At 67.4% G+C, this 25,229-nt stretch carries 22 protein-coding genes and 1 pseudogene; 15 read left to right on the plus strand and 8 right to left on the minus strand.

Annotated features, from left to right (window positions below; genetic code table 11):
* Positions 1-110: 110 nt before the first annotated feature.
* Entirely contained in the window at positions 111-659 is a 549-nt protein-coding gene (locus HF323_RS00005; protein WP_169580540.1) for a hypothetical protein, read from the minus strand.
* Between the two features lie 397 nt (positions 660-1,056).
* Between HF323_RS00005 and HF323_RS00010 the strand changes: the two genes are divergently transcribed.
* Positions 1,057-1,374 (plus strand): hypothetical protein, encoded by a 318-nt coding sequence (locus HF323_RS00010; protein WP_169580541.1) that lies wholly within the window; start codon positions 1,057-1,059, stop codon positions 1,372-1,374.
* Positions 1,375-2,125: 751 nt separating this feature from the next.
* Here the strand turns inward: HF323_RS00010 and HF323_RS00015 are convergent.
* The gene (locus HF323_RS00015; protein WP_169580542.1) at positions 2,126-2,713 is read right to left on the minus strand and encodes a TetR family transcriptional regulator; all 588 of its coding nucleotides are present in this window, start codon (positions 2,711-2,713) and stop codon (positions 2,126-2,128) included.
* A 119-nt stretch (positions 2,714-2,832) separates the two neighbouring features.
* On the opposite strand from HF323_RS00015, the gene HF323_RS00020 reads away from it, so the two are divergent.
* The 3 genes and pseudogenes from HF323_RS00020 to HF323_RS00030 all read left to right on the plus strand — a co-directional run bounded on the left by HF323_RS00020 (position 2,833) and on the right by HF323_RS00030 (position 5,212).
* Positions 2,833-3,378 (plus strand): small multidrug efflux protein, encoded by a 546-nt coding sequence (locus tag HF323_RS00020; RefSeq protein ID WP_169580543.1) that lies wholly within the window; start codon positions 2,833-2,835, stop codon positions 3,376-3,378.
* Positions 3,379-3,483: 105 nt separating this feature from the next.
* The gene (locus tag HF323_RS00025; RefSeq protein WP_211160171.1) at positions 3,484-4,278 is read left to right on the plus strand and encodes an ATP-binding cassette domain-containing protein; all 795 of its coding nucleotides are present in this window, start codon (positions 3,484-3,486) and stop codon (positions 4,276-4,278) included.
* A gap of 87 nt (positions 4,279-4,365) precedes the next feature.
* Positions 4,366-5,212: pseudogene (locus HF323_RS00030) on the plus strand (IS5 family transposase).
* Here the strand turns inward: HF323_RS00030 and HF323_RS00035 are convergent.
* On the minus strand, positions 5,193-5,522 hold the full coding sequence (locus HF323_RS00035; RefSeq protein ID WP_026095586.1) for a hypothetical protein: 330 nt from the start codon (positions 5,520-5,522) through the stop codon (positions 5,193-5,195). The pseudogene HF323_RS00030 and the gene HF323_RS00035 sit on opposite strands and share 20 nt — an antisense overlap.
* Positions 5,523-5,706: 184 nt before the next feature.
* Entirely contained in the window at positions 5,707-6,645 is a 939-nt protein-coding gene (locus HF323_RS00040; RefSeq protein WP_169580544.1) for a LysR family transcriptional regulator, read from the minus strand.
* Positions 6,646-6,770: 125 nt separating this feature from the next.
* Here HF323_RS00040 and HF323_RS00045 point away from each other — a divergent pair, with 125 nt between their 5' ends.
* Both HF323_RS00045 and HF323_RS00050 read left to right on the plus strand, forming a co-directional pair.
* Entirely contained in the window at positions 6,771-10,244 is a 3,474-nt protein-coding gene (locus HF323_RS00045) for a bifunctional proline dehydrogenase/L-glutamate gamma-semialdehyde dehydrogenase (protein ID WP_169580545.1), read from the plus strand.
* A gap of 89 nt (positions 10,245-10,333) precedes the next feature.
* A complete protein-coding gene (locus HF323_RS00050) occupies positions 10,334-11,398 on the plus strand; it encodes an ester cyclase (protein WP_169580546.1) in 1,065 nt (354 codons plus the stop codon).
* Between the two features lie 59 nt (positions 11,399-11,457).
* On the opposite strand, the gene HF323_RS00055 is transcribed toward HF323_RS00050, so the two are convergent.
* Positions 11,458-12,528: an ester cyclase gene (locus HF323_RS00055; RefSeq protein ID WP_169580547.1), complete on the minus strand. Its 1,071-nt coding sequence runs from the start codon at positions 12,526-12,528 to the stop codon at positions 11,458-11,460.
* A gap of 64 nt (positions 12,529-12,592) precedes the next feature.
* Between HF323_RS00055 and HF323_RS00060 the strand changes: the two genes are divergently transcribed.
* From HF323_RS00060 to HF323_RS00090, 7 genes are all read left to right on the plus strand, one after another.
* Positions 12,593-13,594, plus strand: coding sequence for a LacI family DNA-binding transcriptional regulator (locus HF323_RS00060; protein WP_169580548.1), 1,002 nt, complete (start codon positions 12,593-12,595; stop codon positions 13,592-13,594).
* 73 nt (positions 13,595-13,667) lie between these two features.
* Entirely contained in the window at positions 13,668-14,696 is a 1,029-nt protein-coding gene (locus tag HF323_RS00065; RefSeq protein ID WP_169580549.1) for an ornithine cyclodeaminase, read from the plus strand.
* A 272-nt stretch (positions 14,697-14,968) separates the two neighbouring features.
* On the plus strand, positions 14,969-16,285 hold the full coding sequence (locus HF323_RS00070; protein ID WP_169580550.1) for an extracellular solute-binding protein: 1,317 nt from the start codon (positions 14,969-14,971) through the stop codon (positions 16,283-16,285).
* A gap of 28 nt (positions 16,286-16,313) precedes the next feature.
* Positions 16,314-17,189 carry a sugar ABC transporter permease gene (locus tag HF323_RS00075; RefSeq protein WP_169580551.1) on the plus strand — a complete coding sequence of 292 codons (876 nt, stop codon included), beginning with the start codon at positions 16,314-16,316 and terminating at the stop codon, positions 17,187-17,189.
* The gene (locus HF323_RS00080) at positions 17,186-18,100 is read left to right on the plus strand and encodes a carbohydrate ABC transporter permease (protein WP_169580552.1); all 915 of its coding nucleotides are present in this window, start codon (positions 17,186-17,188) and stop codon (positions 18,098-18,100) included. The genes HF323_RS00075 and HF323_RS00080 overlap by 4 nt, the downstream gene beginning before the upstream one ends.
* Before the next feature lie 59 nt (positions 18,101-18,159).
* The gene (locus HF323_RS00085) at positions 18,160-19,122 is read left to right on the plus strand and encodes an ester cyclase (protein WP_169580553.1); all 963 of its coding nucleotides are present in this window, start codon (positions 18,160-18,162) and stop codon (positions 19,120-19,122) included.
* Positions 19,122-20,132 carry a nuclear transport factor 2 family protein gene (locus tag HF323_RS00090; RefSeq protein ID WP_169580554.1) on the plus strand — a complete coding sequence of 337 codons (1,011 nt, stop codon included), beginning with the start codon at positions 19,122-19,124 and terminating at the stop codon, positions 20,130-20,132. Before HF323_RS00085 ends, HF323_RS00090 begins: the two co-directional genes overlap by 1 nt.
* A 57-nt stretch (positions 20,133-20,189) precedes the next feature.
* Here HF323_RS00090 and HF323_RS00095 read toward each other — a convergent pair whose 3' ends face one another.
* Genes HF323_RS00095 through hisD form a run of 3 tightly spaced genes read right to left on the minus strand, consistent with a single transcriptional unit; the run spans position 20,190 to position 23,031 of the window.
* Entirely contained in the window at positions 20,190-20,936 is a 747-nt protein-coding gene (locus HF323_RS00095) for an aldolase/citrate lyase family protein (RefSeq protein ID WP_169580555.1), read from the minus strand.
* Positions 20,933-21,691, minus strand: a complete 759-nt coding sequence (locus HF323_RS00100; protein WP_169581298.1) for an SDR family oxidoreductase — start codon at positions 21,689-21,691, stop codon at positions 20,933-20,935. The genes HF323_RS00095 and HF323_RS00100 overlap by 4 nt, the downstream gene beginning before the upstream one ends.
* Complete coding sequence (gene hisD / locus HF323_RS00105; protein ID WP_169580556.1) at positions 21,691-23,031, minus strand: histidinol dehydrogenase; 1,341 nt, start codon at positions 23,029-23,031, stop codon at positions 21,691-21,693. Before hisD ends, HF323_RS00100 begins: the two co-directional genes overlap by 1 nt.
* Before the next feature lie 250 nt (positions 23,032-23,281).
* Here hisD and HF323_RS00110 point away from each other — a divergent pair, with 250 nt between their 5' ends.
* Together HF323_RS00110 and HF323_RS15670 are read left to right on the plus strand one after the other, a co-directional pair.
* On the plus strand, positions 23,282-24,133 hold the full coding sequence (locus HF323_RS00110; protein WP_317450990.1) for a substrate-binding domain-containing protein: 852 nt from the start codon (positions 23,282-23,284) through the stop codon (positions 24,131-24,133).
* 114 nt (positions 24,134-24,247) lie between these two features.
* Entirely contained in the window at positions 24,248-25,228 is a 981-nt protein-coding gene (locus tag HF323_RS15670; RefSeq protein ID WP_169580558.1) for an ester cyclase, read from the plus strand.
* The last annotated feature ends 1 nt before the right edge of the window (position 25,229 follow it).

Consider the following 25,229-nt stretch of genomic DNA (forward strand, 5'->3'; position numbering starts at 1 on the left):
CCGCCGGCACACCAGCCTGGGCGACCTCAGCCCGGCCGACTACGAAGCACTTCACACCGCCGCCGAGATCGCGGCATGATCAACACACAAGAACCGTCCGGGAAACCGGGTCAGGCTCCATCCGCCGTCCCGATCACCATGTCACCCGACGCGTCATCCGTCACCGGCACTGTCACGACATCTCCCGCCGTGGCGGCCACCCGGCCATCCTCCGCAGCGAGAGAATTCCACTCACGCTCAGGCAGCACGACACCTTGCCGCAACTCCAGCCGTGCCGCCTCGAGCTCGGTCTGCTGATCCTCAGTTGAGGTGTAGCGCGTGTCGGGCGTGAACCAGGAGTCGAGGTACTCAAGCCAGTCCTCGTGGGATGCCTTGGTCGTGTCGAAGGTGGCAGCCGCCTCCAGCGCTGCGACCACGTATACCTCGGAATCCGTCGTGACGGGCTCGCCGCGCCAACCGTTCTGGACCGCGCCCGCATCGACCAGAGTGTCCCCGCCCGGTTCAGTCGACGGGCTGGTCGGAGATGACGAGGGCTGCGGGTTCTTGGAGGGGCCCGGTTGCGCATCCTGCTGGTTCACGGCCGCCGTGATGATGATCGCGATGATGCCCGCCAGCAGGACGGCGCCGCCCGTGATCGCCCACCCTCGAGCTCGGCGCACTGCTGGATTCGACGTCACCATGATCCGCACCTCCCCGCCACCGGCCGGTCCCGATCGGTGCGAGCCGCGACACGCGGGGGACACGCCGTGGTCGGCATCCTACGCACGAAACGCCTGAACCTAAAAGGTTCCTTCAATCGATTTCGGGTGGTGCGCATGGCCGTGTAGCGCGGGTTGCCAGGGGGAGGGCTCGACGCGCTTGGCACGCACCCTACGCCTGGATGGCAAGCGCTGTCTGTCGGAATTTCGGGGGACACGGAGCGCGCCGCAAGAGCAGCGCTAGCGAAGGTGTCCGTCGTTGACATGAGTGTAGGTTACATGCATACACTCCTTCTGTGTAGATGTAATTCATACGGTTCCGCTGGACGGCGACACACGGTCCGCGAAAGAATGAGACATGCCGAGAGTCGCCCGCCCCGCGAACGCAGAAGCCGCGGAGGATCCCATTAAGGCGTTCGGCAGCATGCTCAAAGCCGGCATCATCGGCCACCTCCGCGCCCACCCGAACGGCGGACGTAAGGAGATCTCCGACGCGCTCGACCTCCCCGAGCAGACGGTGATTACCGGGATCGACGAACTGCTCAGGTTCGGACTGCTTATCGCTGACCCACCTCGAGAGCAGGCGACGCGTGGGCAGCGCGTGCGTTACCGGGTTAACGACGAAGCGGTGACCGAGATGTACCTCCGGCTTGGTCTGGCGATCGGCGAGCTCTGAGCTGGCTGGTCGATGGGGCGGTCGTTGACTCAGTCCGCGTGGCTGCTCGGCAGGACGAGATCGCACGTCGCGTCGGGCGAGTCCGCTCCGGAACCATGGTTCGCTCGCCACCGCTGCGACGCTCGAAGGGGCCGTTGACGCGGTGGAGGAAATAGAGGAAACCGCACGCGTCTTCCTACTGCTTCGTGGTCGTTCGCCACGTTATCTGACCAGCGACCGCGTGTCCGAACTGCGGCATCGGCTGGCTTGACGCACTCAAACGCTGATCGCCCTCTGGCTGCAACTGGCTGGCACTGTATCGACGCAGGTGAATGCGACTGCTCTCACGATCTTGCCGCATGTCCGTCGGCGGCTCCTCGTTCAACGCTCAGGCGCCGGGTCGGACATCAGAAAAGCCACGAGCGGCGACCCCTGAAACCATCGTCTCGCGCCGCCAGCACCGGTAGCCCGCGTCAAGCAGTTCAGGCAAGATAGTGCGCTCCTCAGTACGCTGACCGCGCCCGATTCTTTCGCACGAGGGCGGGAAGCCAGACCGAAGGAGCCATCACGCGCCGGGCCGAACCTCTCGAGGGCAAGTGGCGCGAGTGGCGCCACCCCCGCTCGTGAAGTCGTGTCCCCGCCTCCCCGCAGCGCCATGTGGCCGTGCAAGTGCTGTCGACAGATCAGTCGCCGCCGGTAGGCGGGTCGAGGACAGTGGCAGTGGCGGCTCCCGAGCGGGCATTCGCAGACAGGGTGTGGCTTCGCCGACTGATCACTTCGCGTTGAACACCGCGTCTACCGCCAAGTGAAGCGTCGACGCCTCGAACTCCAGTCGTGCGGGCGAGGGCAGCATCGCGCGGTCGAGTGCGATTCCGTCTATGACGGACATGAGGAAACGTGCTCTCGCAGGCGTGTCGCCTGGATCAAGGGTGCCCTCTGATTCGAGAATCGCGAGCCATGACTCCACGCGCTGTTGCGCTTGGCGTACGAGCACGAGGTAGCCCTCACGTGCTTGATCGGTGGCCTCCGGGGCGATGAATGACTCGTAGACCGTGCGCCAGGTCGCCCTCGCCTGGTCTTCGGTGCTGAACGGTTCGAGGAGAACCCAGAGGCATTCGAGGAGCCGCTCACGCGCGGGCACCGAGGAGTCGCGGATCCGAGCGTCGGGCATCGCCTCGGCATAAAGCACGGTTAGGGCCGCGTCGAGGAGAGCGCGCTGCGTCGGGAAGTAGTGCCTCAGCGTGCTTGCGCCGACGCCAGCCCGAGCGGCCACGGCGCGCACGCTCGGCCTGTCGCTACCGGCGCGGATGATCTCCGTCGCCGCGTCCACGATCTTCTCTCGGGTGCCGATGGAAGCCACCTCCTCGCTGAGGGAATACTATCGCCTCGCACCGCGTACTAGTACAGTGTGCCGGCACAGCGTACTAATCGCTGGCTGACCTCAATCAATGTATTGCTTCGTCGCCCTGAAAGGACATCATGAATCTCATCGAGGCTCTCCAAGACCTCATGTCGCACGTTCCCGCGCTCGTGCAACCGCTCATCGTCGCATTCGCCGCAGCCATCCCATTCGTCGAGGGTGAGCTCGCCTCCGTCCTCGGCGTCTGGGCCGGCCTCAACCCGCTCGTCGCCTTCCTCGCAGCCGCGGCAGGCAACTTTCTGTCCGTCTTCGTCGTCGTCGTATTCGGCGCGCGCATCCGCGAAGCGATCACCACGCGCCGTGCCAAGCGCCGCGAACTGGTGCCGGCTGGAACGGGAACGGGCATCGAGCCTGCGCACTCGGAGGAGCCCAAGCCCGAGTCGAAGGGCCGCCAGCGCTTCCGTCGGTTCCTCGTCCGCTATGGCGTTCCTGGTGCGAGCCTCCTCGGACCCCTCGCGCTGCCGACGCAGTTCACCTCGGCGATGCTCGTTGCCGCCGGAGTCTCGAAGCGCTGGATACTTCTGTGGCAAGCGACCGCGATCATCCTCTGGACCGGCTTCGCTACCGCCCTCACCGTCGGCGTTCTCACACTCCTCTTCGGATGACGCATGCGCGAAAGAGGCCATCTCGAGCCCAAGCGAGCGCTGGTATCAGCAACCGCTCGGCTGATGGCAACGCCGCCGCCTTTGCTAGCCGCGCTAGCATTCAGCATGGCTTACATCGAGGCTCATGACCTCGTCAAGACGTATCAGCCCAAGGGTGCACCGGAGGTGCGTGCGCTCGACGGCCTCGACCTCGAGGTGCCGCAGGGTACGGTGACCGCGCTTCTCGGTCCGAACGGCGCGGGCAAGACGACGACCGTGAAGGTGTTGACCACGCTCATCCGCCCGGACTCGGGAAGCGCGCGGATCGCGGGGGTCGACGTGATCGGCGATCCGCAGCAGGTGCGGCGGATGAGCGGTGCGAGCGGCCAGTACGCGGCGGTCGATGAGAATCTCACTGGTTTCGAGAACCTGCTGATGGTCGGCAGGCTGTACCACCTGGGCCGCCGGCGTGCGGCGCAGCGTGCCCGTGAGCTCATCGAGCTGTTCGATCTCGTCGAAGCGCAGAACCGGCCGGTGAAGGGTTTCTCCGGCGGTATGCGGCGGCGCATCGACCTCGCCGGCGCACTGGTCATCAACCCGCCGGTGCTCTTCCTCGACGAGCCGACCACCGGTCTCGACCCTCGCAGCAGGCTGGCACTGTGGGACGTCATCGAGTCCCTCGTCGGCGGAAGCTTCGCCGCATCCCCGAGGCCGGTGGGTGGCGGATCGAGGGCCCAAGTCCCTCAATCACCGGGCGTCAAGGTCTGCATGTGGCATTTGCTAATCCGTAGAACGCGTGAGACGCGGGTGGAGGCGTGGAAACGGACGTCAAGTGCGCGAACGCTCAGGCTCAGCCTCCAAGATGGAGCTGTCGCGTCGGGTCGATCACGGTCATTCCGCCCGGCCAAGCTCCTCACCTAGGGCGTGTTGATCAAGAGGTTCCGCTCCTCGGTGGGTGAGTCTTGAACGGTGACGCGACAGGAGATCTCTGACGAGGTGTGGGCCGTGATGGAGCCGTTGATGCCGACGGTGACCGGTCGGTCGCGGCCGTGGACGGATCACCGGCTCGCTATCGAGGGGATGGCGTGGAAGTACCGGACCGGTGCGCCGTGGCGTGACGTTCCGGAACGGTTCGGGAAGTGGAACTCGATCTACAAGCGGTTCAACCGGTGGGCCGGGGACGGCACCTGGCAGAAGCTGCTCACCGAGGTGCAGAAGCAGGCCGACGCCGCTGGGGAAATCGACTGGGTCGTCTCGATCGACTCCACGATCGCGCGCGTGCATTAGCACGGCGCGACCCTCGCCCGGGACACAGGGGGCTGTGCCGAATCACAAGAATCCGTGGTCCGAGCCGCCTGATCACGGGATCGGACGCTCCCGCGGCGGGCTGACGACCAAACTGCACCTGGTCTGCGACGGCCGCGGCCGGCCGCTGAGCATGATGATCACCGCCGGGAACATCAACGACACCACGATGATGAGCGCGGTGCTGGAGAACATCCGCGTTCCCCGCGACGGGAAGGGCCGCCCCCGCACCCGCCCCGACCGGGTGCTCGCCGACAAGGGGTACCCCTCAAGGGCGAACCGCGCCTGGCTCCGCGACCGGAGGATCGCGGCGACCATCCCCGAGCGGGACGACCAGATCGCGCACCGCCGCAAGAAGCCGGGCCGGCCGATCGCTTTCGGCGACAAGCAGAAGGAACGCTACAAGGGACGCAACGTCGTAGAACGCTGCTTCAACCGTCTCAAGCAGTGGCGCGGCATCGCGATGCGCTCGGACAAACTCGCCCGCAACTACCGAGCCGCCGTCAGCCTCGCCGCGGCGCTGATCTGGATCAAGACCGATCTCCGCTGAGCGCTTCGCGCTCCTGCAGCGTGCGCTCAAGCTGTCCCACCGTCGGCGCACCCGCAAAGCCGCGCTCGGTCAGATAGACCCTGCACGCCAAGTCGGCAGTGTTCCCCTGGGACGGGAACAAGTCCTGACCGTCCAGAAGAATCGTGGGCGAGCCCGCGAAACCAGAGCTCACCGCCTCAGCCTCGGTGCGGATCAACACGAACTCCACCGGAACATCGCCCCGTCCGATCGAGTCGAGCACCAGCCGTACTCGATCGCCCGCCTCCTGCCAATTCGGGCAATCCTCGATATGCAGCACCTGGATCTTCACACGCCCATTCTCCCGCGCAACTCGCGGCGGCTGGCCACCCCGCACCTTCTTGATCAACACGCCCTAGTGGCGATCCTCGGGATCGAGTCGTACTGAAGCTGCCAGTTCAGCGGCGCCGGGACCCCGGAGGTCATCAGCCGCCGGAGTCGAGCGGGCCCCTTGGTGCCGGAGGCGATCGAGCCGTCTATTTCATCTTCGAAGATCGAATCGTAGTGGTCGCACCGCGGTCAGCGTCCAGTGCGAGGGGGTCTTCAAGCGCCGCCGCAAGCGCGGCTACGACCGCAGCTACGGGTGAGCTGTCTCGCGAAGCGAAACGGGTGGCCGCGAATATCTCGCGCACGGGAAACCCGGGCAGATCCAGAAGTCGCACAGGGCTAGGGTTGTCTGCCCACACGAGGTCGGGAAGCATCGCAACGGCGTGCCCCGCAGAGACGAGCCGAGCGTGGGCGGTGAGGTCGGTGGCTTCGAACTGAACGTCCGGCTCGAAGCCCGCCGCCCGACACTGCTGAACCGCCCAGTGACGCACAGCCGCGCCTTTAGGCTCGAGCACCCACGCCCGATCGCGGAGGTCCGTGAGGGCGGTGGAGCGGTCGCCAAGTGGGACGACTAGGCGAATCGGATCGGTGCCCAACACCACTCTGTCGATCCCGTCCTGCAACTGACGCGTCTGTCCGGGGTATTGCTCGGCAACGACAACGTCAAACGCGCGCGCCTGCAGCTCGAACAATCCCTCCTCCGGAGGCATCTCCGCCATCTCGACCCTCAGTGTCGGCAGGCGCCGACTCAGCCACGACAGCGCCTTCGGGACAAGCGCCTGTGCTGCCGTCGCCATCACAGCCATGCGCACTGGCATCGCCGCCGCCTGACTTTGTGAGAGCTCGGCGCGGGCGGCCTCATCGAGCTCAAGAGCTCTCGCGGCGTGGCGAGCGAGCAGGCGGCCCTGTGCCGTGAGACGCACCCGGCGCCCATCCGGTTCCAGCAGCGCGACGCCCGCCTCGCGCTCGAGGATCGCCAGCTGCTGCGACACAGTGGACGGACTGTAGGCGAGTGCCGTTGCGACCTCTGCGATCGTGCCTCTCAAAGCGAGTTCATGAAGAAGGCGCAACCTGCGTAGTTCCAACACGACACGCCTCTCTCAATTCATCAGTAAAAACGAACAGTACTGATCATAAATGTTCGCTTTTCACGAGGCTTACGCTTCCGCACACTGGACTCGCATACCAACCATCGGCACTCCCAGGAAGCACCATGACGTACACCATCCCCTCCGGTACCAGCGCCGATATCGCAGCACTTGCCGACGACGCCGTCGCGCTCGTGGAACACTGGCTGGCGGAGAGCCGGGACGTCCCTGTGGATGCCGCGGCGAACCGACTCGCCGGAGTGCTTCGTGATCCCAACGGCCTGGCCTTCACTGTCGGCTTCGTCGACGGTGTCGTCCGCCCGGAGGACTACGCGGTCGCGGCCGGCAATCTCCGGCGCCTCGTCCCACTCACACCGGCCTTCCTCCCCGCACCGCTGCGGGCCCTCATCCGCGCGGGGGCCGCGCTTGCCCCGGCTTTTCCCGGCATCGTGATTCCCCTCAGCAGGCGGGTTCTGCGCGAGTTGGTGCGGCACCTTATCGTCGACGCTCGCGACGCGAAACTCGGTAGCGCCATCAGCCGCATCCGCGCGACAGAAGGCACACGCCTCAACGTGAACCTTCTCGGCGAAGCTATTCTCGGCGAAGACGAGGCCTTTCGTCGTCTGGCCGGAACCCGGCGGCTGCTCGAGCGTCCAGACGTCGATTACGTGTCCATCAAGGTCTCGTCGACTGTCGCTCCGCACAGCCCGTGGGCCTTTGACGAGGCCGTTCGGCACGCTGCCGATGCCCTGGCACCCCTCTACCGGATCGCGCTCGCTCGCGGCAAGTTCATCAACCTTGACATGGAGGAGTACAAGGACCTCGATCTCACGATCGCAGTCTTCACAAGCCTCCTCGAGCGGGACGAGTTTCGCGCTCTCCAAGCGGGAATCGTGCTGCAGGCCTACCTACCCGACGCGCTGGGCGCGATGATCAGGCTGCAGGAGTGGGCCACCGCCAGACTCGCCGCGGGCGGGGCCCCGATCAAGGTGCGCGTCGTGAAGGGTGCGAACCTTCCCATGGAGCGAGTGGACGCCGAAATCCATGACTGGCCGCTCGCGACATGGCACAGCAAGCAGGCGTCCGATGCCTCGTACAAGGCCGTCTTGGATTACGCGCTGCATCCGGAGCGGGTGGCCGCGGTGCGCATCGGCGTCGCCGGCCATAACCTCTTCGACGTCGCACTGGCCTGGCTGCTGGCGAACAAGCGCGGCATAGCCGCGAGCGGGTCCGATCCGGCTGTCGAGTTCGAGATGCTCCTGGGGATGGCGACGGCGCAAGCAGCGGTGGTGCGCCGGACGGTGGGTTCGCTGCTTCTCTACACGCCCGTGGTGCACCCGGCGGAGTTCGACGTCGCGATCGCCTATCTGATCCGCCGCCTCGAGGAAGGGGCGTCCGCCGAAAACTTCATGTCGGCCGTGTTCGATCTGGGGGCCGACCCCGAGCTGTTCGCACGGGAGCGGCAACGGTTCCTGGCATCGGTGGGGACGATGCCGCGGGATGTGCCCGCACCGAACCGGAGTCAGGACCGTGCGCTGCCGTCCGCGCCCGCGTCGACCGACGGCTTCCGCAATACCGCCGACACTGACCCCAGCCTCGCCTCGAATCGCGCATGGGCGGACGGCATCCGCTCGCGCATGCGGGACTCGACCCTCGGCGTGTCGACCGTGCGTAACCACACGCTATCGCGCGCCGATGAGGTCGACGCCGTCGTCGACCGTGCCGTGCTCGCAGGCCGACGGTGGCGCTCGCTGGGCGCCGAGGCGCGAGCGGCCATCCTCCATCGCGCCGGCGACATCCTCGAATCGCGTCGCGCGGACCTGCTCGAGGTGATGGGGTCCGAGGCTGGGAAGGTGCTCGAACAAGGCGACCCCGAGGTCTCCGAGGCGATCGACTTCGCCCACTACTACGCCGAAAGCGCGAAACGCCACGCGCGGATCGACGGAGCCTCCCCCCGTCCGGTCCAGCTCACGGTCGTGACCCCGCCGTGGAACTTCCCCGTCGCCATCCCCGCGGGCTCCACGCTTGCGGCCCTCGCGGCAGGCTCACCAGTCATCGTGAAGCCCGCTCGTCAGGCGTGCCGCAGTGGCGCTGTCATGGTCGAAGCCCTGTGGGAGGCGGGCGTGCCTCGCGATGTGCTGCAGTACGTGCAACTGGCGGACCGTCGACTGGGCGAGCAGCTTCTGACCAGCCCGGCCGTGGAGCGCGTCATCCTCACCGGCGGCTACGAAACCGCCGAGCTCTTCCGCAGCATCCGACCCGATCTGCCGCTGCTCGCCGAGACCAGCGGAAAGAACGCAATCATCGTGACGCCGAGCGCGGACCTCGATCTCGCGGCCAAGGACGTGGCGTACTCGGCTTTCGGTCATGCCGGGCAGAAGTGCTCAGCCGCATCGCTCGTCGTGCTCGTGGGGACCGTCGCCACCAGCGAACGCTTTCGCCGTCAGCTCCTCGATGCCGTGGGCTCGTACCGGGTGGGGGATCCCAGTGACAGCTCGAGTCGCATCGGTCCGCTCATCGGCCCAGCCAACGGCAAGCTGCTACACGCGCTCACCACCCTCGAGGCCGGCGAGACATGGTTGATGAAGCCCGAACAGCTGGACGATGAGGGTCAGTTGTGGCGTCCAGGCATCCGGGACGGAGTCCGACCGGGAAGCCCATTCCACCTGACGGAGTACTTCGGGCCGGTGCTCGGCATCATGACCGCCGAGTCGCTCGATGAAGCGATCGCGATCGTCAACGCCATCAACTACGGCCTCACCTCCGGCCTGCACTCGCTGGACGATGACGAGATCGCCCGCTGGATGTCCTGCGTGCAGGCGGGGAACCTGTACGTCAATCGCGGGACGACCGGAGCGATCGTCCAGCGTCAGCCGTTCGGCGGCTGGAAGAAGGCCGCAGTGGGGGCCGGCGCGAAGGCGGGCGGACCGAACTACCTGATCGGACTGTCCCGGTGGGAAGACGTCCCGATCGCCGCCGCGGCGCCGCGCGACGCACTGTCTCGGGCAGCGCTGCGTGCCGCGGCGGGTCTTCCATCGGAGCAGAGGGCTTGGCTCGCGGGCGCACTGTCGACGGATGTCGCGGTGTGGGAGGCGGAGTACGGAGTGGTGCGCGACGCGACGGGGCTGCAGACCGAGCAGAACGCGCTGCGCTACCAGGCTGTGCCCGTGACCGTCCGCGTCGAGGATCCCGCCGTCACGGGCCGGCTCGCGCACGCAATCCGCGTCGCGGCGGCCGCTCTGCGCACAGGAGCCTCGCTGACGATGAGCGTGGGCACCAGCTTGCCATCCGACGTGGCTACCTGGCTGGAAGATGCCGGCGTGGTCGCCGCCGTCGAGGCGGCGCCCTCGTGGGCGGAGCGAGCGCAGAACCTGGCCGAGCGCGGCGGCCGAGTACGCCTGCTCGGTGCGTCCGCGGCCGATTTCGCCGCCGTCGCGGGTGGCTCGCCCGCGGTCGCCGTATATGACGGCGCGGTCGTGTCGGCCGGCCGGATCGAGATGCTGACGTTCCTGCGCGAGCAGGCCGTGTCGATCTCGGCGCATCGCTTCGGCACGCCACGCCGCGTGGTCGTTCCGGTGCTCGCCCCTTCTCACCGATGAACGGGGTATGCGTCGGCGGCGCTCGCATACATACGCATACACTTGGTTCGGGGAGCGGTCCCGCACCCGGCTCGCAGAGGAGAGATGTCATGGATGCCATCGGTCGCGCGTCGGACAAGCTGACAATCGTGAAGCTGCTCATCGCGCTCGCAGACGCCGACGCAGGCGGAGCGAGGAAGGCGCTGGCGGAGCACTGCCACGAAGACGCGGTCTTCGAGGTGTTCCATCCGTTCAACACCCTTCGCGGAGTCGGCCAAGCCGCCGACGGATTCTTTGAGCCGCTCAAGGCATCGTTCCCCGACTACGAGCACCGGCTGGGACTGTGCATCGCCGACGTATACGAGGGTCGCAACGTGGTGTCGACGCTCGGGCATCTAATGGGCACATGGTCGGAGCACTGGCTCGGCATCCCCGCGACACACGGCCTGACGTTCCTGCGATTCGGGCTGAACGCCGTCATGGAAGAGGGGAAGGTCGCCAAGGCGTACATCCTCTTCGATGCTGTCGACGTGATGAGGCAGGCGGGACGCTATCCGTTCCGCGCGATGCCCGGGAGTGCGGAGCAGTGGCCCCTCCCCCCGATCGACACGGGCGCGACCGCGCTCGGGCACGACGGCGACCTCGGCGGGCGGACGCTACGGATCGTGCGCGAGATGCAGGGGAGCCTCGGCTCGGGGTCGGAGCTGGCCGACCACGTCCTCACCGTCGACCACAGTCCGCACTGGCACACGAACATGAACTGGTACGGTCCGGCGGGAATCGGCTCCACCCGCGGGCAGAGGGGATTCGACGACTACCACGGCGCGCTGTTCATCCAGGCGTTCCCTGACCGCACGGGCTTCCCCCGTTCGCCGGGAGGGCCCGAAGAAGCGCCCGGCCACTACATCCAGGCGGGAGACGGCAGGTTCGCCGTAACGGGCGGCTGGCCGTCCCTGCACGGCACGCACAGTGGGGGACAGTGGCTGGGGATGCCGCCGACGCGCCGCCGGATCGAGATGCGCGTCGCGGACTGGTACCGCGTCGACGAGGACGACAAGCTGATCGACAACTGGGTGCTGATCGACGTGCTCCACATGCTCGCGCAGATGGGCTACGACGTGCTCGACGACCTCACCTTCATGGTCGACCCTCGCAAGCCGCGCTGGATCGCCTGAGCCAGAGGGTCGCGTGAACGCGCCCGTCGCGGATCGCGGGGATCCGCGACGGGCGCTTCTTACCGAGCCAAGGGCGCGGCGGGGTTCGCCCGCAGCTGCTCGATCTGCACGCGCAGAGCGAGCTCGTCGTACACGCGATGCTCCCGATGGATGCTGCCGGACTCGACGAGGAACTGCGAAGCGCCGATGATCTGCACGGGAAGGCCGGTGGCGGCTCCGTACACCCCGTAGCCCGAGTACGAGCCCTCCAGCAGCCAGATCGCGGTGATCCGGCGACCGGCTCGGGCCGAGTCGTGCGCGCAGATGTCGAGGACGCGCATCCGCACGTCGGGGAACGCGGAGTGGATGTCCAGCGTCTCCGTCGAGTACTGCGCAATCCCCTGCAGGGTGCGTCCGCGCGAGGTGTGCAGGACGACGTCCTTGCCGAAGTGGTCGGCCAGGCGGTCGTGCCGGTGCGTGTTCCACACCGCGTCCATGGCGGCGAGAACCCGCTGGCAGTCGTCGTCGGCCGCGGTGCGCGGACGGTCGCCGGACACCCCCGCGCGCAGCGGGTCGGCGGGGATCGCAAGTTCGAGGGGTCGCCACGCGGATCGCTCTGCCATCTCCAGCGACAGCCGCTCCAGGTCGAAGCCGAGATCCGTGACAAGGCGCGCCTCATCGCGCACGACCCACTCCTCGACAATCCGGCCGTCCCTCACGAGGCAGTGTGCCAGCGCGCGCTTCTCGAAATGACGACCCGTCGGCGGCCCGTACTCCGTCCAACCCGTGTTGGTGCCTGTGCTGTAGACGCGATGCGCCGAGACGAAGCCGCCTCCGCGCTGCTCCCAGACGACATCCTCACCGAAGCCCACTTCGTCGGGGAATGAGCGGATGCTCTGCAGCGTCCCCTGGACGACGGGCTGGACGCCGCGTGAGGTTCCGTACGCCCCGTGCAGGACGACGTCCTCCGCGTAGTAGCGCGAATAGATCAGCCCCACTCCCCGGTCGACCCAGATCTCGTCCGTGCAGCGGAGGATGTACTCCTCCACGCTGCTGAACGGGGCGAAGGCGCTCGTGGGAAGCGAGGGGGAGTCCTGCGCGGATTCGGTCTGTGTGGTGAGCCGCGAGTCGGCGTGCACATCGGTTCGCATTCATCTACAGTATACGTATGCATGCCGCATTACCAGAGTGGGCGGTGCAGGGAGGGGTGCGGCGATGGCGGTGACCAGTCACGATGTCGCCCGTCTGGCCGGCGTGTCGCAGGCCACGGTCTCCCGTGCGCTGCGGGACGACCCGCGGGTGTCGCAGCAGACGAGGAATGCCGTGGCCGAGGCCGCGCAGGCGCTCGGGTACGTGCGGAGCGAGATCGGCCGCAGCCTCTCCACCCGGTCAACGCATCAGATCGCGATGGTCGCCGACCTCGACAACGCGCTCTACCCCAGGTTGGTTGCGCCTCTTCACGATGCGCTGATGCACCGCGGCTACCGGATGGTGGTGCTCGCCGAGCGCGGGGACGAGATGGCCGCGTTCACCCGGCTGTTGGACGGCTCGGTCGACGGCGCGGTGCTCACCACGTCACAGCTGCGTTCATCGCTGCCCTTCATGCTGCGCACCAAGCAGTTCCCCTTCGTGCAGATGAATCGCATCAGCGATCTCGCCGAGGCCGACAGCGTGACCGCCGACAACAGCGCGGGAGCCGCAGCGGTCGCCGGGCTTCTCGCGGCCCAGGGGCACAAGCGCATCGGGGTCCTGGCGGGGCCGGACACCACGAGCAGCTCGCGAGACCGCGAGGCGGGCTTCCGCGAGGCGCTCGACAAGCGCGGGATCGATCTGCCGTCGCGCCGCGTGGCGCGCGGCGAGTTCACCTACGGCGACGGCAGCCGTGGACTTCGCGAGCTGATGTCGGGGGATGACCGACCGACGGCCGTCTTCTGCGTCACAGATCTGCTCGCGGTGGGGGCTCTCCACGAGGCGCACGTCATGGGACTTCGCGTGCCGGAGGACGTCTCGATCGTCGGGTTCGACGATCTCGAGCTCGCTGCGTGGCCGGGAATCAATCTCACCACGGTGCGGGTCGACTTCCTCCGCATGGCGGAGCTCGCCGCGGACCTGATCCTCGATCGCCTCATCGTCGGAAGGGCCGCGCCCACGAGGCATCACGTTTTGCCGACCGAGCTGATCCTGCGCGGCACCCATCGGTCGCGGCTAGCACGGTGAACCGGGCCGCGCACGACCCGACAACACGGCACCGCGACGCGCGCGGTGCTGACAAGAATAGAGAGGTGACGCTGTGACGTCATACGTGGGAGTCGTGGACATGCTGCGGTGGATCGCACAGACCGGCCCCGAGCGCATCATGACCGAGATGGCCGACGCCATCGAGGGCGACTTCCGGCGGTGGGAGTCGTTCGACAAAACCCACAGGGTGGCGAGTCACACTCCGTTCGGAGTCATCGAGCTGATGCCCATCAGCGACGCGGACGTCTACGCCTTCAAGTACGTGAACGGGCATCCGTTCAACCCCGCCCGTGGGTTCCAGACCGTCACGGCGTTCGGCGTTCTCGCCGACGTCCACAACGGATACCCGGTCTTCCTGGCGGAGATGACGCTGCTGACGGCGCTGCGGACGGCGGCCACCTCGGCGATGGTGGCCCGGACTCTCGCGCGCCCCGAGGCGCGGACCATGGCGATGATCGGCGCGGGCAGCCAGGCGGAGTTCCAGGCGCTGGCGTTCCGCGGGGTGCTGGGCATCGACCACCTGCGTGTCTACGACGTGGATCCGGCCGCCACCGAGAAGCTGATGCGCAATCTGGTCCCGAGAGGGTTCGAGGTCATTCCGTGCGCCTCCGCAGCCGAGGCCGCACGGGGCGCCGACATCGTCACCACGTGCACGGCGGACAAGGCAGTCGCCCGGGTGCTCGCCGACTCGAACGTCGCTCCAGGGATGCATATCAACGCGATCGGCGGCGATTGCCCCGGCAAGACGGAGTTGGATCCGGCGATCCTCGAGCGCGGCCCCGTGTTCGTCGAGTACGAGCCGCAGACCCGGATCGAGGGGGAGATCCAGGCAGTGGAGCCGGACTTCCCGGTGACGGAGTTCTGGCGCGTGCTGAACGGATCCGCACCGGGGCGGACCCACAGCGAGCAGATCACGATCTTCGATTCGGTGGGCTTCGCGATCGAGGACTTCTCGGCGCTTCGTCACCTTCGCGCAGGCGTGGCCGGCACGCAGCTCGAGCAGACCCTCGATCTCGTCGCGTCCCCCGAGGACCCGAAGGATCTGTTCGGGATGACGAACCTTCCCGTTCCCGTCGGCTGAGGCCGTCGCGCGCGGCACACGCACGGCCGTCGACGCGAGCTTCATTCAGCCAAGCCAGGGATACTACCTGCGGCGCAGTCGTGACGGCGACCCGGCCTGATCACTCTCCCGCGCCATCGCGCGCCATCCTGGGTGCATACAACGTGCATACGGGTGCACATACTGGATTCACTCTCTCGAATCCCGATATTCCGCCCCTGTTGGCCTTGACGGAGTGGGGTGAATAATGTTCAGATATACGTATTCATGAATCCGAAACAAGGAGGTTTCCGATGGCACGATCACTCAAGATGGCGGGGATGACCGCGGCGGGCGCGATGTCCGTCGTTCTCGTTCTGACCGCGTGCGGCGCCGGATCACGTTCCGGCGCACAGTCCGTCGACGCCGTCGACTGCGAGTTTCCCGAGCAGGACCCGGCGGTCAAGGTCAACGTCCTCGCCTACAGCTCTTCCGCGACCGACCCCTTCACGAACATGATGGTCGCCAGCTGCTCCAAGGACGGGGTGGAGGTCGCGCACGCGCCGATCGACTTCAGCGGTCAGTACACGAAGACCGCGACGACCCTAGCCGGTGACACGGGCACCTACGACATCATCGAGATGTATTCGGGAGCCGTGCCGAGGTACGGGTCGACCGGAGCGCTGCTGGACCTGAACGACCTGTTCGAGCAGTACGCCGAGTCGCACGACCTCGACGAGCTGGCCCCGGCGATGCTCGAGGGACTGTCCCACGACGGCAAACTCTACGCGCTGCCCACGCAGGCCAACGTCTTCACGCTCGCCTACCGGGAGGACATCTACGAGGACCTGGGCCTCGATGCGCCCGAGACCTACGCGGACGTCCTCGAGGATGCGAAGGTCATCCAGGAGAAGGGCGGCATCAAGTACCCCGTCGCGCTCCCGTTCGCCGACAGCACGTCGACGCTCTACGAAGGCACTCTCGCTTCCCAGGGCGCGACCTACGTCGATCCCGAGACCGGCGAGCCCACATTCCTCTCCGATGAGGCGAACAGCGGCCTGAGTGCACTGGCCGACCTCGCCCCGTATATGGACCCGCAGGTGATCTCGTTCGATCAGCCCCGGGTGCAGCAGCAGCTGTTCAACGGCACGGCGGCCATCGGCATCATGTACTCCGGCCGGCTGTCGGACCTCGCGGACCCCGAAGTTTCGCAGTACCCCGATGCCTTCGCGTATGCGCCCGCGCCGTCGGTCGAGCCCGGCGGGAAGACCAGCTCGATCCTCTCCGTGGACGGATGGTCCATCCCGAACAACACCAAGATCGACCCCGATCTGCTCTTCCGGCTGATGGTCGCCTCGATCACCGAGGAGGCCTCGGAGCAGGCGGTGCCGCACGCCTATCCGGCTCGCGTCGACGTCGTGACCGAACGGAACACTCCGTACGCCGAGGCAGTGGAGGCAGCGCTCGCCAACGGCGCCGGCACTCCGCCGATGGAGACCTGGCTGGGTACGGTGCAGAGCGACACGTCCGCACTGCTTCAGCGCGCGATCACGGGCCAGTCCTCGGTCGAGGACGCGCTCGCTGCGGCGCAGAAGGCCGCGGCGCCCGCGATCAGCGGATCCGCCGGATAGATCTCGGGAACGCGAGAAGGAGACGGGAATGCGACACCGCGACCTGTGGCTGGGGGTGGGGCCGACTCTTGCTGTCATGATCCTGCTGCTGGGTGTGCCGCTGATCTACACGGTCGTGTGGAGCTTCCAGAGCGTCGAGTTCGGAGCGCCGGGGGAGTGGATCGGCCTGGGCAACTACGTCCAGGTCCTCGCCGACCCGATGTTCCGATCAGCCGTCGCCTTCACGGTGGGCTACTCCATCATCAGCACGGTGGTGCTCCTGGCCCTCGGATTCGCGCTCGCGACTCTGCTCCACCACGCGGGGCGCGGCAAGTCCGTGTTCCTCGGCGTGCTGCTCGTGCCCTACGTGGTGCCGGCCATCCTCGCGGCCACGGCGTTCTCCTGGCTGTTCGACAACAGCTTCGGCGGACTGGTCAACTTCATCCTGGAGAAGACCACCGGCCAGGAGGTGCAGTGGTTCACCGAGACGTGGGCCAATCGCGGCCTCGTCCTCATGGCCGGCATCTGGCTGGGAGCGCCGTTCTACATGCTGGTTCTGCTCGGGGCGCTCAAGGGCGTCCCGGGCGAACAGCTCGAAGCCGCCGTCGCCGACGGCGCCAACTGGTGGCAGCGCCAGTGGCATGTGGTCATCCCGACGCTCGGACCGATGTTCCGGTTCCTGGCGCTGATCGGCATCATGAACGCCCTGGGGATCTTCGACATCCTGATCCCTCTGGCACCCAACGCCGAGACGGTGGGCTCCCAGTCGGTGAGCCTCTATGTGTACCAGAACGCCTTCGCCCGCGACCAACAGGACCTGGGCCTGGGCAGCGCCGTGAACGTCCTGATGATGATCGTGATGTTCGTCCTCGTCTCGCCCTTCGTCCGCAACATCTACCGAGAAGTGAAATCAGGCACCGCATGATGCTCCCCGCACCTGCACTTCCCGTCGAGGAGACCGCTCCGGCGACCCAGACGCTGGTTCAGCCGAAGCGCGCTCGCTCCACGCGAGCCCAGCGGTCGCGTCGAGCCCTGGTCCTCGTGACCCTCGCACTGCTCGCCGTCTGCTTCGTCATGATGTCGCCCTTCATCTGGACGGCCATGTCAGCGCTGAAGCCGACACGGGTGGCGTTCGCCAACCCGCCGGTGTTCTTCTTCGAGCCGACGATCGACGCGTTCGTCCGGCTGTGGGAGACGACGGACTTCGCGTTCTTCACCATGAACACGCTGATCATCGGCGTGATGGCCGTGGTGGGGACGCTCTTCCTGGCGGCCCCTGCGGCCTACGCTCTTGCCCGGTTCGGGGGCCGCACCAGTGCCATCATCCTCGCTTTCGCGCTCCTGATCCGGTCGATCCCGGGCTTCGCGATCATGCTGCCCATGTACGACTTCGCCACCGCGCTCGGTGTGTACGACACGAAGATCGCGTTAGCGGTCGCCTTCGTCGCCGTGGACCTCCCCTTCACGGTCTGGCTGCTGCGCAACTTCTTCGCCGCGATCCCCGTGGAGCTCGATGAGGCGGCGATGATCGACGGCTGCTCGAGGTGGGGGTCCTTCCGACGCGTCATCCTCCCCCTCATGCAGCCAGGTCTAGTGACGGCGGGTCTGCTGACCTTCCTGCTCGCCTTCCAGTCGTTCCTTCTTCCGGTCGTGCTCGCCGACATCAACGCGCAGACGGTGCCGGTCTTCCTGTCCACGCAGATCGGCCAGTCCCTGCCCCTGCTCCAGCAGGCCGCGGCCGGCATCGTGCTCCTGACGATCCCGGTGCTCGTGCTCGCGGTGTTCGCGCAGCGCTACCTGGTGGCGGGCCTCGCCGCCGGCGCTGTCAAGGGCTGATCCGGACGCCGCCGACCCCCAAGACTCCCACCCGGCTTTCCGCCAGAGAGGCAACGACGATGACCCAGCCGCAGCGCACGATGAGCGTCTACCCCTACACCGACGTGGTGGACTTCGTCGAGAGAACGACGTACGTCATCTGGAACGACAGACAACCCGATCTGGTGCACGAGTGGTATCTGCCCGAGACGGTGATCTGGACCGATGGCGGCGACATCGTCGGCGAAGACGCCGTCACCGCGGACACCTGGGAGCGCCGACGTGGCTTCTCGGACTACTACGGGGTCATCGATGACACCATCTGGACGGGCGACGACGAGTCCGGCTACCGCACCTCGATGCGGTGGATCGCGCACGGCACCCACGACGGTGAGAGCCGGATCGGTGCTCCGACGGGCCGCCGGGTGGCCAACAGCTCGATTTCGCACTGCGTTATCCGCGGGGACCAGTACGTCGAGGAGTGGGCCGGCGGCAACAGCCTCCGGTTCCTCGAGCAGCTCGGCCTGGACACGGAGGCGGCCGCGAAACGGCTGACCTCGACGTCCGCGCCACGGGGTGAAGAGGCACGGGAGGCGACCCGGCGGCTCGGGGTCACCGTCCCCGCGATCCCGGAGGTCGTCGACGGCCCGGGCCGCGTGGTGGCCGACCTGCTTCACGGCCTCTATAACGACCGCGACCTCTCCTGGGCGGATCGCGTGTACGCTCCCGGTGCGCCGTACTCGTTCAGCACCAGTCGAGTCGGCTTCGGCGCGGCTGGCGCGCGGGCCGAGGTGCAGCGCTGGCTCGACCTGCTTCCGGACCTCAGCCTCGAGATCGAGGAGCTCTACTGGAACCTCGACGGCGAGGACGGCGGACGGGTGGCGGTGCGCTACCAGATCCAAGGTCACGCCCACGACGAGACCGGCAAGGAGCGACCGATCTCGCTCATGGGCTTCCACCACATCCATGTCCGTGGCGAGAAGGTCGTCGCGGAGTGGGCGGAGTACAACGAACTCGCGCTTCTCGCGCAGATGGGCCGCTGATGGATTACGCAGCTGAGAAGGCCGTCGTCCGCGCGCACCACGCCGCCATCATGGCCGCCGGTCCGCAGTCCGTGGCTGACGTTCTCGCGGAGCGCACGTCTCCCGACTGGCACTGGCGAGGGATGCATCCCTTCCACGAGCAGGTCGGCCACCGGGCCGTGGCAGAGTCGTTCTGGGCGCCCTTCCTCGCCTCGATGTCGCGGCTGCAGAACCGTCCGGACATCTTCATGGCGGGACGCAACGAGATCGACGGGTTCTCTTCGGTCTGGGTCACCTCGATGGGTCACTTCATGGGCCTGTTCGACCAACCCTTCCTCGGGATCGCGCCCACCGGCCGCATCGCGATGCTGCGGTACGCCGAGTTCAACCGGGTGGAGAACGGCCGCATCGCCGAGACGGCGATGTTCTTCGACATCCCGCACCTCATGATCCAGGCGGGGCAGAATCCTTTCCCACCGCAGACCGGGGCCCATCTGGTGCAGCCCGGTCCGGCGACTCACGAAGGCCTGATGTACGGGCCGCAGGACCCTGCGAGGGGCACGGAGACGCTTCGGGCCATCAACGCCATGCTCAACGGCATGGGCCAGAAGTCCGAGGAGTCCTACGCCGCACACCTGGCGCACACGTGGCACGACGACATGATCTGGTGGGGACCGGCGGGCATCGGGGCCACGTACACGATCCCGCGGTACATCGAGCAGCATGCGATCCCGTTCCGGGACGCGCTGAACGAGGGGTATCGCTTCAACGGGCACCTCTGCCGGATCGCCGAGGGCGACTTCGGCGGATTCTTCGGCTGGGCTAACCTCACGGTCAGGAACTCCGGCGGCTACCTCGGCATGACGGCGGGTCCGGACGCTGCCGACATGAGGGTCGTCGACATCTATCGAGCGCAGGACGGCAAGCTCGCCGAGAACTGGATCTTCATCGACCTGCTGCATTACCTGAACATGCAGGGCCTGGACGTTCTGGAACGCATGCGGTCGCTCCGGCACTCAACACGGCCATGAAGAGGAGCCCAGCACCCGGCAGGCAGTCGCGTCCGGTGCCGGGCTCCTTTTCGTGGGTCAGCGCGGTGCCGACAGCACGTCGCTCAGGCTGCGCATGAGCACGTCGGTGAGGTTGAACACGACGAGCGATGCACCGGCGGAAAAGGCGGCGGATGCGGCATCCCGCGTTCCCACGATGTCCATGCGGAGGATGCCGGCCTCGGCGACCGCGCGGTGGACCTGCCGCGTCGCCTCGGCGACGGGAACGTCGTGCGGGCCGGTGGCAGCCGCGAGATCGGAAGGCCCGATCATGAGGCCGTCGATGCCGCGCGTGGTGGCGATCTCCGCGACCGCCGCGACCCCGGCGGGGGACTCGATCATGCCGATGAGGAGCGTCTCGTCCGACAGGCGCGCCCGGTGGCTCTCGCGATCGACCGTGCCGAAGCGGCCCGCGCGGTTGTACGTCGCGAAACCGCGACGTCCGACGGGCGGATAGTGGGTGGCCTGCACCGTGATGTTCGCGTCGGCGGGCGTGTCGAGGTGCGGCACGAGCACGCCCTGCGCGCCCTGGTCGAGCGCTCGCAGGATCGCCCCGTGATCGCCTTCCCCCACCCGCACGATCGTCGTGATACCGTAAGCGGCGGCGGTGGCGATGTGCTGGCGGAGGGCGACGCCGTCGGCCGGCCCGTGCTCACCGTCGACGACGACGAAGTCGGTGCCGGCGACGGCGGACATCTCGATGAGTTCCTCGTTGGGCATTCGCAGCAGCACGCCGAGGAGCTTCTCGCCCGACCTCGCCCGCAGGCGTAAGGAAGGTGTGTTCATGCCACCATCCCCGCCGAGAGGTCGACGTCCGCGCCGCACAGTCCGGGCATCGCCAGAATGGCGACCACCGCCCGCGCGACTTCCTCCTCGGTGACCATGCGGCCCAAGGCCGACCGCGACACGAAGGCGGCCTCGGCGTCGGCGGCAGAACCGCCCGACCGCTCCGCCTCGAGGCGGAAGTTGCGCTCCATGCGGGGGCCGGCCACCGGCCCCGGGGAGAGCGTGTTGACGCTCACTCCCTGAGGCCCCGCCTCGAACGCGAGCGTCGAGGTCAGGCCGATGACCGCCATCTTCGAGGCGCAGTACGGGGTGCGATGCACCAGGGGCCGCTTGCCCGACACCGAAGCGATGTTGATCACGTCGCCGGATCCGCGCTCGTACATCCCGGGCAGGAAGGCCCGGCAGAGCAGGAAGATCCCGCGTACGTTCACCCCGAACACGTCGTCCCACTCGGCGGGCGTGATGTCGACCAGATCCGCCACCGGGCCCGGGACCCCCGCGTTGTTGACCAGGATCGAGATCTCGACCTCGCTCAATCGCGCGCGCAGCGCATCGACGGAGTCCGGGTCGGCCACATCGCAGGCCTCCCAGCGGGCGCGCTCGCCGAGATCGGCCACGACGGCGGCGAGCTTCGCCTCGTCCCGCCCGACCAGCACCACGTCGGCTCCTGCGCCGTGGAGCATCGAGGCGATCGCGGCGCCGAGCCCGCTGCCGCCACCGGTGATGAGCGCCGTGCGCCCGGCGAGCGAGGTCATCACGAGGTCGGCGTCAGCGGCGCGAGGTCGGCGTCGAGGGCTTCGTCGATCCAGTCGAAGCGGCGACCGCTGTGGCGCCAGGCGCGGGCATCGCCGGACCGGGCGTGGCCTTCGAAGAGCTCGACGCGCGCGGCTCGGCCGCAGACCTCGCCGAGAAGCGCCGACGACGCCGGATCGACGATCTCCTGGTAGGTCACGGTGCGCAGGTACTTGCCGACCCAGAGTCCGCCGGTGTACCGGGCGGCACCGAGCGTGGGCAGCACATGGTTGGTGCCGATGACCTTGTCGCCGTAGGACACGCAGGTGTTCTCGCCGAGGAAGAGCGCGCCGTAGTCGTGCATCTTCTCCAGCGCCGCGCGCGGCTCGGCAGTGAAGACCTGGACGTGCTCCGACGCGAACCCGTCCGCGATCACGTAGGCCTCGTCCAGGTCATCGGCGACGATGACCTGGCCCCAGTCCCGCCACGCCGGCTCGGCGTAGTCGCGCGTGGAGAGGTGCGGCAGCAGCCCCTCGACCTGCTCGATCACCTGTTCGCCGAGCGTCCGTGAGGTCGTCACGAGCACCGCCGGCGACTCCGGTCCGTGCTCCGCCTGCGACAGCAGGTCCACCGCGGTGAGGAAGGGGTCGGCGGTCTCGTCTGCGATGATGAGGATCTCGGTGGGGCCGGCGAAGAGGTCGATGCCGACCTCGCCGAACAGCTGGCGCTTCGCCTCCGCGACATACGCGTTGCCCGGGCCCGCGATCAGGTTCACCGGTGCGATCGTCTCCGTGCCGATGGCCATCGCGGCCACGGCCTGGACGCCTCCGAGGATGTAGATCTCATCAGCCCCCGCGAGCTTCATCGCGGCGACCGTCGCTGCGGGGATCTCGCCGCGGATCGGCGGAGTGCAGGCGACGACGCGCGGCACGCCGGCCACCTTCGCCGTGATGATCGTCATGTGCGCCGATGCCGTCAGGGGGTACTTCCCCCCGGGGATGTAGGCGCCTGCAGCCTGCACCGGAACGTGCTTCTGGCCGAGGTGAACCCCGGGAAGCGTCTCGACCTCGATGTCGACGAGCGAGTCGCGCTGAGCCTGGGCGAAGGTGCGGACCTGCTCCTGCACGAACACGATGTCGTCGATGACCTGCTGGTCCAGCGTTCCCATGATCCGGGCGACGGCGTCGTCGTCGAGGCGGAAGGCATCCGCCGTCCAGTTGTCGAACTTCTCGGCGTAGCGCTGCACTGCGCTGTCGCCCTCGTGACGGATGTCGGCGATGATCTCGCGGACACGGTCTGCGACATCCTTCTGGGCGGTATCGCCGAACGATTTGGTGGGTGCGCTCTTCAGATGGGTGGCCATGCCTGTGGAGTCCTCTCGCTGCATACGTATGTCTTAAGTATGCATGCCTCTGTACCTCTGTCAAGATCGCTAGACTCTGACGACATCCGGGGAGGCCGCATTGGGAATCACGAGTCATGACGTCGCCCGGCTTGCCGGGGTCTCGCAGCCGACCGTGTCGCGGGCTCTCCGCGACGACGCGCGGGTCTCTGAGGAGACGAGGCGGCGAGTTCGCGAAGCGGCCGTCCGACTCAACTACGTTCCGAGCGACGTGGGTCGTGCGCTGTCGTCCGGACGGACGCGACGAATCGGGCTTCTCGTGACCGATCTGGACAACGAGTTCTACGCGCACATCATCGCCCCGATGCACAGGGAGCTCGAGCGCCGCGGTTATCAGCTCATGCTGCACACCGAATCCGGCGACAGCGAGACCGTCGTCGAGCGACTGCTCGCCAACGGGCTGGACGGCGTGATCCTTGCCACGACCACACTGGACGCCGTTGCGCCGCTCCGGCTCCGCGACCGTGGGATCCCCTTCGTCTACTTCAACCGGGTGGGCCGCATCGCCGAGGCGGACGCGGCGACCGTCTCGCCCGTCAGCGGCCTGTCCGCCGGCGTCTCCCGCGCCTACGAACTCGGCCATCGCCGATTCGGCGCCGTGCTGGGGCCGCGGGAGACCAGCACAGGGCAGGAGCGAGAGCAGGCCCTGCGCGAGGCGCTGGGCGGGTTGGGGATCCCGTTGGATGCCGCCTACGTGCGCACCGCGCCGTATGACGCGGCATCCGGAGACTCGGCTACGGCCTCGCTGCTCGCCCTTCCCGAGCGGCCCACCGTGATCTTTTGCGGCAACGACGTCGTGGCCATCGGCGCGCTGAACGCTGCGAAGCGGGAAGGCGTACAGGTGCCCGACGAGCTTTCCATCGTCGGCTTCGACGATCTGCCCGTGGCTTCCTGGCCCATCGTTGAGCTCTCGACGGTGTCGTACGATCTCGCCGGCATGGCCGCCGCGGCCGCGGAGGCTTTGACGCGGCGCATAGCCGACCCCACAGAGCCGTACGCGCGCACGGAGTTCGAGACCGCCTTCGTCGAGCGCCGCACGCTCGGCCCGGCTCCCGTGCGCTGAGGACCACGCGGCTGCGGCTGCAGGCCTCTTGCAATCCGTTTGTGCATACGCATACACTGCTGACCAATACAGACGATCGGCGGGCATGCCGGTTGACGAACGCAAGGAGCAGCAGTGCCTCTCGACGCGGTGGCCTATCGGCCCTACTCCGACCCGGACGACTTCATCCGTGAGGTGACGGACCTCATATGGGTAGACCGCTCGATCTCGTTCATCCGCCAGAACTACGAGGAGGATGCCGTCGTACACGGCGCCTACGGCACGACGACGACCTGCGACGCAGTCGTCGAGTCCACGCTCGCGCGCATTTCGGCCTTGCCGGACCGTGCCGGTCAGGCGGAGGACATCGTCTGGGAGCAGCGTGGGGACGACGGGTTCCTCAGTTCCCACCTCCTCATCTGGGGCGATCTGCCCACCAGGAGGCACAGCCGCACCATCGCCAACTGCCACTACCGTCGCGGTCGCATGGTGCAGGAGTGGATCGTGCGCGACAGCCTTGCCGAGGCTCTCGAGCGGGGCGCCGATCTGGACGAGCTCGCCCGTGCGCGGGCGTTCACCGGCTACTCGGGCTCGTGGACGCGTCCCGCGCCGGTCGACCCGATCGTGTTCGGCGACTCGGGGGCACGCCCCGACGACCACCGTTCCGAGGTCGAACGGGTGCTGGAGATGATCGAGCGGGTGTGGAACCAGCGAGACCTGCAGAAGGTCGAGTCATACTTCGACCGCGACCTGACGCTGGTGACGGTGGGCAATCGCCTGATCATCCGACCCGAGGGCTACCGTCGTGCGCTCCTCGGATTCCTCGAGTCCTTCCCCGGAGGCCGGTTCGAGGTGCGCGACATCCAGACCAACTACGACGTCCGCTACGCCGGGCTGCGGGTCGCCGTGACATGGAAATTCGTCGGCGATTACACCGGTAAGCCCGCTTACGGCGCGGTCACCGGCCGGCCCGTCGACGTGCTGGGGATCTCGCAGTTCACGTTCCACGGTGGCGCGCTGGTGAAGGAAGTGCGCATCTGGGACGACATCGCCCTGAGAGCACAGATCGCCGGCATGCGCGGCGACGAGCCGCTCGGCGCGCCGAGCTTCCACTGAA

It is taken from the genome of Microbacterium sp. MF43 (genome assembly GCF_012847295.1).
Lineage (GTDB): Bacteria > Actinomycetota > Actinomycetes > Actinomycetales > Microbacteriaceae > Microbacterium.

What these genes read in the sequence shown, in the direction of transcription:
- HF323_RS00010 (WP_169580541.1), top strand. Translation starts at nt 1,057, where the DNA reads ATGCCGAGAGTCGCCCGCCCCGCGAACGCAGAAGCCGCGGAGGATCCC.
- HF323_RS00020 (WP_169580543.1), top strand. Translation starts at nt 2,833, where the DNA reads ATGAATCTCATCGAGGCTCTCCAAGACCTCATGTCGCACGTTCCCGCG.
- HF323_RS00025 (WP_211160171.1), top strand. Translation starts at nt 3,484, where the DNA reads ATGGCTTACATCGAGGCTCATGACCTCGTCAAGACGTATCAGCCCAAG.
- HF323_RS00045 (WP_169580545.1), top strand. Translation starts at nt 6,771, where the DNA reads ATGACGTACACCATCCCCTCCGGTACCAGCGCCGATATCGCAGCACTT.
- HF323_RS00050 (WP_169580546.1), top strand. Translation starts at nt 10,334, where the DNA reads ATGGATGCCATCGGTCGCGCGTCGGACAAGCTGACAATCGTGAAGCTG.
- HF323_RS00055 (WP_169580547.1), bottom strand. Translation starts at nt 12,528, where the DNA reads ATGCGAACCGATGTGCACGCCGACTCGCGGCTCACCACACAGACCGAA.
- HF323_RS00060 (WP_169580548.1), top strand. Translation starts at nt 12,593, where the DNA reads ATGGCGGTGACCAGTCACGATGTCGCCCGTCTGGCCGGCGTGTCGCAG.
- HF323_RS00070 (WP_169580550.1), top strand. Translation starts at nt 14,969, where the DNA reads ATGGCACGATCACTCAAGATGGCGGGGATGACCGCGGCGGGCGCGATG.
- HF323_RS00075 (WP_169580551.1), top strand. Translation starts at nt 16,314, where the DNA reads ATGCGACACCGCGACCTGTGGCTGGGGGTGGGGCCGACTCTTGCTGTC.
- HF323_RS00080 (WP_169580552.1), top strand. Translation starts at nt 17,186, where the DNA reads ATGATGCTCCCCGCACCTGCACTTCCCGTCGAGGAGACCGCTCCGGCG.
- HF323_RS00085 (WP_169580553.1), top strand. Translation starts at nt 18,160, where the DNA reads ATGACCCAGCCGCAGCGCACGATGAGCGTCTACCCCTACACCGACGTG.
- HF323_RS00090 (WP_169580554.1), top strand. Translation starts at nt 19,122, where the DNA reads ATGGATTACGCAGCTGAGAAGGCCGTCGTCCGCGCGCACCACGCCGCC.
- HF323_RS00095 (WP_169580555.1), bottom strand. Translation starts at nt 20,936, where the DNA reads ATGAACACACCTTCCTTACGCCTGCGGGCGAGGTCGGGCGAGAAGCTC.
- HF323_RS00100 (WP_169581298.1), bottom strand. Translation starts at nt 21,691, where the DNA reads ATGACCTCGCTCGCCGGGCGCACGGCGCTCATCACCGGTGGCGGCAGC.
- hisD (WP_169580556.1), bottom strand. Translation starts at nt 23,031, where the DNA reads ATGGCCACCCATCTGAAGAGCGCACCCACCAAATCGTTCGGCGATACC.